This window comes from Bradyrhizobium sp. 142, assembly GCF_023074015.1.
Lineage (GTDB): Bacteria > Pseudomonadota > Alphaproteobacteria > Rhizobiales > Xanthobacteraceae > Bradyrhizobium.
The window spans coordinates 24,971-31,429 of the sequence record NZ_JADPKQ010000024.1; the positions used below are offsets into that span (position 1 = coordinate 24,971).

Consider the following 6,459-nt stretch of genomic DNA (forward strand, 5'->3'; position numbering starts at 1 on the left):
AGGGTTTTCCACCGCCCCGGTCATGGCCGGCGGAGGGGAATATGTTCGGCAGCGGCATGCGTCATAGCCGCGCACCATTCCGTGAAGCTGCACCGCAAAAACTCCGCGGAAAACGCCCGATTCTGGTGCAGGTGAGTCCTAGCCTGGAGTTGCCGACTAAACGCGCATCAACGTCCGGCAATATTCGCCAAGTCTGTCGCCCGGGCTCGCAACCTTCGCAATGGCCCAAGCGTTAGCTACCGAACCTGTGCCTTGGGGGAAGCAGAATGCGGATTGCCCACAAAATAGGCCAACACTGATTTCCTTTTCAGCACTTTGCATTTGGGAATGCACGGCCGATATGGGGATTCCAGTAACCACAAGCCAACGAGTCGGGCGCACCATGGAGGCCAAGCGCTGCGATCTCAGGAGATACCGCAATGATGAATAATGGACTGAGTCACGGATCTGCACAGATCTACCAATTCCCCGTCGGGGGCCGCTCGGCTCTCGCCGGACGCCGCTACGGTGAGACCCGCCTTCCCGCCAACCACGCCTCGCTCCCCGCGAACGAGACGATCTGCAGCGAGAGCTGGTACCACCAGGAAGCGGTCGATGAAGCCAAGCCGAAATGGGACCGCTGATGCCTGTGGTTGGTTTGATACCGCCGCGCTCTTCGAAGCGCCCGGCGGCAGCTGAAAAAGGGTCGAAACAACGAAGTTTCGGCCCTTTTTGATTCTTGCTTCTTTGATTCTTGCTTCGAAGCTGAGCTCAGATCACCGCACAGGCCGTCGCGGGCCGCTTTAGATGCCTGACCGTGGTGGTTCCGGTCTTGCCGATCGTCAGCGTGGTCCCCGCCCCCGAATAGCGTGTGCCCGAGACCGTCAGCCGTTTGGCGAGCGTGACCGGCTCGCCGTCGATCTGAAGGAAGGCGCGCTTGTCGTCGTCATAAAACCCGACGCTGAACTGCGTACCATCGGTACAGCGATAGGTCTGGAACGTCTGGGCACCGGCCTGCCGCGCGCCGAGAATTCCGCCCGCCAGCATGGTGATGGCCAAAAGAATGGCCTTGTGCAGGTCCATGATTGCCCCCGTAATCGACTCACGGACGCGTAGCAAGAGCGTCCGCACGAAACATAACTCAAGAAACATAACCCAAGCTGATCCGATGTCAGACTCCCCTGCCCGCCACCTCAGCCTCCAAGGCGCCAGCAATTTTCGCGACCTCGGCGGCTATCCGACCGCCGACGGCCGCACCACGCGCTGGCGGCACGTCTTCCGCTCCAACCATCTCGGCCAGCTCACGGCTGATGACATCGAGATCGTCCGCGCGCTCGGCGTCAGAAGCGCGTTCGATTTTCGTGGGCTGGAGGAGCGCGCAGCCGGCGTCTGCGTCGTGAATGAGATCACCGTGCACTCGCTGCCGATCGAGCCGACGGTGGTGGCTGCGCTGCGCGCCGAGCTCGCTCGCGGCTCTCTGACCGCGCCGGTCGCGCTCGATATCATGCGGGAATCCTATCGCAACTATGTCCGCCATAACACGCACAGCTTTCGCACGCTGTTCGGCCACCTCCTCGAAGACCGCGCGCCGCTGGTGATCCACTGCACGGCCGGCAAGGACCGCACCGGCTTTGCCAGCGCGTTGATCCTGCATGCGCTCGGCGTGCCCCACGACGTCATTGCCGAGGATTATCTGCTGACCAACAGGTACTACAAGCGCGATGCCTCAAGCGCCTCCGATCTTCCTGCCGACGTTCTCGACGCCATCGGCAGCGTCGAGGCCTCGTATCTTGCGGCCGCTTTCGAAGCCGTCGGGGACGACTACGGCGACCTCGAAACTTACTTGCGCGACGGGCTCAAGTTGGGTGCGGCCGAGCGGACGGCGCTGCAGGAGCGTTATCTGCAAGCCTGACTTGCAGCGGTCATCTGCAAGCCTGACTTGCAGCGGTCGCCTCAAGCCATCGGTGCCGCGGCCTTGACGATGGCATTCGTGAGCGCGACCGACACTTGCCAGGTACTCCAGTCGCTCTGGTGCAGCTGGTCCGGATCGCTCGTATCCAATAATTGCTCAAACGACACTTTGTTTTGCACGTGCCAATGACGCATCAGCGCCCAGCGCTGAAACAGATTGACCTTGGCCTCATCGGCCGCAGCGCGGATCAGGCGCACCATCTTATCCGACAGCTCGGCGCGGTCATCCCAGAGCATCTTCGTCACGTACTGCGGATCGATCAGCAGAACCTCAAAACCGCGAGCGCGCAATTGCGCCAGGCCTTTCCGGATGTTCTGGGCCACAACCTCGACGTCGTATTTATCATTGTGAAAGACGGCGTTCGTCCCGACCTGCCAGATGACCAGCGCGGGATCATCCTGGAAAATATCCGTCTCGAAGCGGTCGAGCTCTTCGTTGGCGTCCTCGCCGCCCTTGCCCCGATTGAGCACATCAATCCGGATATTCGGGTGAGAATCCTTGTATCGCTGCCGTAGATACATTTCGAGCCTGTAGGGAAAGGGAACGACGTCGGCTCGTCCAGCCGTCGAGGACGAGCCCATCGCGACGATCCGCACGGGCCCCTTTCCGTTCAACACCTGTCGGAATGTCGTCAGCGAATATCTGAGATCGACGATCGCAGCGGGAAATTCGACGGTCGGCAAATTATCGGGCACAAATGACCCTCCTCCACGACCTGACGTTGCATCGCTCATTCAGCCTTGAAGCCGCCGCCATTGCAAGTCCAATTCGCCAAGAGCAATGATAAGAGCGAATTGAAAACGACGGAGAGTACCGTGCCGGGAAAAGTGTTTGTTGTGACCGGCGCGCTCGGCGCACTTGGCAAGGTCGTGGCAGAAGTCGCGCAGGCGCGGGGCGCGCGCATTGCCGGAATCGATTACGCGCCATCGCAAGCACCTCTGACGCCCGAACGCATCGAATTCGGCGGCGTCGATCTGTCCGACGCGGCGCAGGCGACGACTGCGATTGAAGCTGCGGCAAAACATTTCGGAAGGCTCGATGCGCTGATCAACATCGCCGGTGGCTTTGCCTTCGAGACCGTCGGCGACGGCGACACCAGGGCGTGGCAGCGCATGTTTGCGCTCAACGTGCTGACCGCGCTCAACACCTCGCGCGCGGCGCTGCCGCATCTTGCCGCCTCCAAGACCGGCCGCATCGTCAATATCGGCGCCATCGGTGGGCTCCAGGCAAGCGCCGGCATGGGCCCCTACGCCGCATCAAAAGCAGGCGTACATCGTCTCACCGAGGCGCTGGCCAATGAGTGGAAGGGTAAGGTCACCGTGAATGCGGTCCTGCCCTCCACCATCGACACGGCCACCAACCGCACCAGCATGCCGAATGCAGACTTCTCCGAATGGGTCACGCCGTTGGAACTCGCGGAGGTCATCCTCTTCCTGGCCAGCGATGCCGCGAGCGGCATCACCGGAGCGCTGATCCCGGTGAGCGGACGGGTGTAGTCGCATACCGATCGGGTTGTCCCAGCGGCGGGTTTGATTCAACCGGACCCAAGAAGGCTCTAGACTGCCTGCAACTGATTCTCCGATCGGAAAGCCTGTGGAAACCGCGCTCTACCTGCCCGTCAAACGCTTCCTCGAAGAACTCGGCTTCTCGGTCAAGGGCGAGATCGGCGGCTGCGATCTCGTGGGTCTCAGCGCCGGCGACCCGCCGGTGGTGGTGGTGATCGGCGAGCTCAAGCTCGCCTTCAATCTCGAACTGATCCTTCAGGCCGTGGACCGCGCGCCGGCCGGCGACGAGATCTGGATCGCTGCAAAAATGTCGGTGCGCGGCAAGGGGCGCGAGAGCGATGCCCGCTATCGCAATCTCTGCCGGCGGCTCGGCTTCGGAATGCTCGGGGTCACCGACCGCGGCGAGGTCGAGGTGCTAGTGAAGCCGCCTACCGCGGCGCCGCGCCGCGAGCCGAAGACGCGCTCACGGCTGGTTGCCGAACATCAGCGGCGCCTGGGCGACCCAGTGCTGGGCGGCAGCACGCGCGCGCCGATCATGACGGCTTATCGCCAGCAGGCGCTGGCCTGCGCCTCCGCACTTGCCGCCGGCCCACGGCCGGTGCGCGAACTGCGCGAGCGCTGCCCCGATGCAGGCAGGATTCTGCTGCACAATGTCTATGGCTGGTTCGAGCGCGCCGAGCGCGGGATCTATGGGCTGACGGACGCCGGCCACGCGGCGCTCAAGCGCTGGCCGCAAGCGCCGGTCGGAGACACTGCACGCGAAGCGGCACTGCCCTAGCCACGGGCATATGGGAAAGCGCATGATCGTGGTGACTGGCAGTGTGACAGGCCCGACAACACTCGATCTCATCGCCAACCAGCTCGCGAAGCTTTGAGTGCATAGCTGAGATGCCACACCAATTTCATATTGCAATGCAACATATACGGCACTAGGTATCCCGGCATCGAAACGAGGCACCTATGAACGCAGACTGGAATACCAAGTACGGCACGCGGCGCGTCCGCCACGATCCGCCCACCCTGGACGAGGCGATCTTCGCCGCCGTCGGTATCACCGAGGATCAGGAGCAGCAGGCCGAGATCGCCGCAGCCTTGATGGGGATGCCGCTCGATGTCGTGCAGGCCGAGGTGAAGAAACAGACCCGCACCAATAGCCGTATCACCGCGACCCGCGTGATCGCCGGCGAACAGGGGGCACAGCGCTCGGTCGTGGTCGAACGCCGCGTCGTCCGCCGCTTCGGCAACGACAAGCGCACCGGCACCTGAACGCCCTATATCGCTAACCCTGATTTCAAAGCGGACCGGACTTGCCGGTCCGCTTTTTGATTTTAGGCGGCGCGGTTGCCGTACATGCTGGAGATGAGCTTCCAGCAGGTCGAATTGAAGCTGAGCAAGGCGCGGCTGGCCGTGAACGGAGCTGCTGCAAGTTCGGCGAGTTCGGCTTCGGGCGTCTTGGCCAGATCGATGGTCCCGGTCGATTCGCCGTGGCGGAATTGCAGGTGCGCGCCGAACTTCCTGGCAAGCGCGCGCATGGCGTGATTCTCCGCGCCCGTGGTGATGCACAGCCGCTTGAAACCCTTCCAGCGCGCTTCCGCGATCAGGCGGCTGAACAGCTCGGTGCCGACGTTCTGTCGGCGTGCGGGGGCTTCCACGCTGAAGGCGACTTCGGGGAGCGACCCCTGCTCCGGCGGATGCAGCTCGGCCGCACCGCGCACCACGCCGTCGACGATGTAGGCGACGATCACGGTGCCATCCTCGGCGCAGCGGCCGGCGTAACGCTCGATGAAACTGTCGTCGAGAAAACCGTTGAAACGGTCGTGCCGGCTTTCGGCATCGAGCCTCAACAGGTGGTCGCGCAAAAGCGGCAATTCTTCCTGCTGGCTCAAGGTCCGCACGTAACCCCGGACGGACTTTGAGCCGGACGGCGTGCGGGTGATGTCTTCAAGTGCCAAGTCTACTTCGAGTGACAAGTCAAAACTCCTCTTGGTGTCCCTCGAGGAGGCGTTCGAATCCCTAGACCTCCAATATTGTGCGTCGCACCATATTTTTCAAGACGGGAACCTGCCCAAGTTAGAGGCACCGGAAGCGACTAAATCGTTAACAAAATCAACGCCCCGAAGTCATACGAGGATGAGCTGGGTCTGGGTAACCACGGCAACCAGCTTGCCGTCCTCGGTCTCGAGCCGAGTCGTCCAGACCTGGGTCCGCCGGCCCCGGTGCACCGGGGTCGCGGTGGCGACGATGGTGGTTCCCTCCTTGGCCCCGCCGATGAAATTGGTCTTGCTCTCCAGCGTGGTCGTGCCCTTCGCGCCCTCCGGCAGGTTGATCACGGTCGCGGCTGCGCCGACGGAATCGGCCAGCGCCATCACCGCGCCTCCGTGGATGGTGTGGTGAAGCGTGCAGAGATCAGGCCTGACCGTCATCCGCGCCACCACGCGATCCTTCTCGGCCTCGACGAATTCGACGCCCTTGAGCTCGGCAAACGGCATCCTCATCGCTTTAAGCTTCTCAAGCGGCGTCATCGGATCTCCTCCCAATTCGTTGTGGTTCTCAACGTGAATTGCCCCGCGCCGCAAAGCAATGACGTCCGAGGTAATGGCAAGCGTGACATCGGGCCGGCGGTTGCGCTCGACGCGATGCGCTTCTGATCCCTCCATTGTCATTGCGAGCGCAGCGGTCGCGGTAGGGACGCTCATTGCTGAGCGCCCCCCGCACAGATCCGTACGTGCGGCTTTCCCGCATACGGCTCCCACCTCGGGTGAGTGACGGCGAAGCGTGCTCGCGGCCAAGGATGACGGATGTTGGGCCTGGGGAGGCAGTCACAGGCGAGGCGACTGATCGTCTCCCACCTCATGCCATCGGTCTGGCTGCGGCGCCGGAGCGTGCGTCTCCAGAGTTCGATGACGAAGAAGCGGAAGGCGCTGAGCGCCCGACTGTTGGTCGGCACCGCATGGTCGTTGAAGTAGCCGGTGACGACCTGCCGCAGCCATTTACCCTGTTCGA

General features: G+C 62.6%; 9 protein-coding genes and 1 pseudogene. 5 read left to right on the forward strand and 5 right to left on the reverse strand.

From position 1 onward, the window contains the following. Positions 1 to 419 precede the first annotated feature (419 nt). The gene (locus IVA82_RS01815) at positions 420 to 623 is read left to right on the forward strand and encodes a DUF2735 domain-containing protein (RefSeq protein WP_247384645.1); all 204 of its coding nucleotides are present in this window, start codon (positions 420 to 422) and stop codon (positions 621 to 623) included. 127 nt (positions 624 to 750) lie between these two features. On the opposite strand, the gene IVA82_RS01820 is transcribed toward IVA82_RS01815, so the two are convergent. Further along, positions 751 to 1,062, reverse strand: coding sequence for an MliC family protein (locus tag IVA82_RS01820; RefSeq protein WP_247384646.1), 312 nt, complete (start codon positions 1,060 to 1,062; stop codon positions 751 to 753). An 85-nt stretch (positions 1,063 to 1,147) separates the two neighbouring features. Between IVA82_RS01820 and IVA82_RS01825 the strand changes: the two genes are divergently transcribed. After that, complete coding sequence (locus IVA82_RS01825; protein ID WP_247384648.1) at positions 1,148 to 1,891, forward strand: tyrosine-protein phosphatase; 744 nt, start codon at positions 1,148 to 1,150, stop codon at positions 1,889 to 1,891. A 41-nt stretch (positions 1,892 to 1,932) separates the two neighbouring features. Here IVA82_RS01825 and IVA82_RS01830 read toward each other — a convergent pair whose 3' ends face one another. Beyond that, positions 1,933 to 2,547 (reverse strand): SGNH/GDSL hydrolase family protein, encoded by a 615-nt coding sequence (locus IVA82_RS01830; protein WP_247384649.1) that lies wholly within the window; start codon positions 2,545 to 2,547, stop codon positions 1,933 to 1,935. A 219-nt stretch (positions 2,548 to 2,766) separates the two neighbouring features. Between IVA82_RS01830 and IVA82_RS01835 the strand changes: the two genes are divergently transcribed. The 3 genes from IVA82_RS01835 to IVA82_RS01845 all read left to right on the forward strand — a co-directional run bounded on the left by IVA82_RS01835 (position 2,767) and on the right by IVA82_RS01845 (position 4,722). Next, positions 2,767 to 3,447: an SDR family oxidoreductase gene (locus IVA82_RS01835; protein ID WP_247384651.1), complete on the forward strand. Its 681-nt coding sequence runs from the start codon at positions 2,767 to 2,769 to the stop codon at positions 3,445 to 3,447. Between the two features lie 97 nt (positions 3,448 to 3,544). Beyond that, positions 3,545 to 4,234, forward strand: a complete 690-nt coding sequence (locus IVA82_RS01840; protein WP_247384652.1) for a DUF2161 family putative PD-(D/E)XK-type phosphodiesterase — start codon at positions 3,545 to 3,547, stop codon at positions 4,232 to 4,234. 182 nt (positions 4,235 to 4,416) lie between these two features. Then, a complete protein-coding gene (locus tag IVA82_RS01845; protein ID WP_247384653.1) occupies positions 4,417 to 4,722 on the forward strand; it encodes a hypothetical protein in 306 nt (101 codons plus the stop codon). 62 nt (positions 4,723 to 4,784) lie between these two features. Here IVA82_RS01845 and IVA82_RS01850 read toward each other — a convergent pair whose 3' ends face one another. The 3 genes and pseudogenes from IVA82_RS01850 to IVA82_RS01860 all read right to left on the reverse strand — a co-directional run. Continuing rightward, positions 4,785 to 5,408 carry a GNAT family N-acetyltransferase gene (locus IVA82_RS01850; protein WP_247384656.1) on the reverse strand — a complete coding sequence of 208 codons (624 nt, stop codon included), beginning with the start codon at positions 5,406 to 5,408 and terminating at the stop codon, positions 4,785 to 4,787. Positions 5,409 to 5,576: 168 nt separating this feature from the next. After that, entirely contained in the window at positions 5,577 to 5,978 is a 402-nt protein-coding gene (locus IVA82_RS01855; RefSeq protein WP_247384657.1) for a PaaI family thioesterase, read from the reverse strand. A gap of 170 nt (positions 5,979 to 6,148) precedes the next feature. Continuing rightward, positions 6,149 to 6,459, reverse strand: a pseudogene (locus IVA82_RS01860) (hypothetical protein); the annotation flags it as partial.

What these genes read in the sequence shown, in the direction of transcription:
- IVA82_RS01825 (WP_247384648.1), top strand. Translation starts at nt 1,148, where the DNA reads ATGTCAGACTCCCCTGCCCGCCACCTCAGCCTCCAAGGCGCCAGCAAT.
- IVA82_RS01855 (WP_247384657.1), bottom strand. Translation starts at nt 5,978, where the DNA reads ATGACGCCGCTTGAGAAGCTTAAAGCGATGAGGATGCCGTTTGCCGAG.
- IVA82_RS01820 (WP_247384646.1), bottom strand. Translation starts at nt 1,062, where the DNA reads ATGGACCTGCACAAGGCCATTCTTTTGGCCATCACCATGCTGGCGGGC.
- IVA82_RS01815 (WP_247384645.1), top strand. Translation starts at nt 420, where the DNA reads ATGATGAATAATGGACTGAGTCACGGATCTGCACAGATCTACCAATTC.
- IVA82_RS01845 (WP_247384653.1), top strand. Translation starts at nt 4,417, where the DNA reads ATGAACGCAGACTGGAATACCAAGTACGGCACGCGGCGCGTCCGCCAC.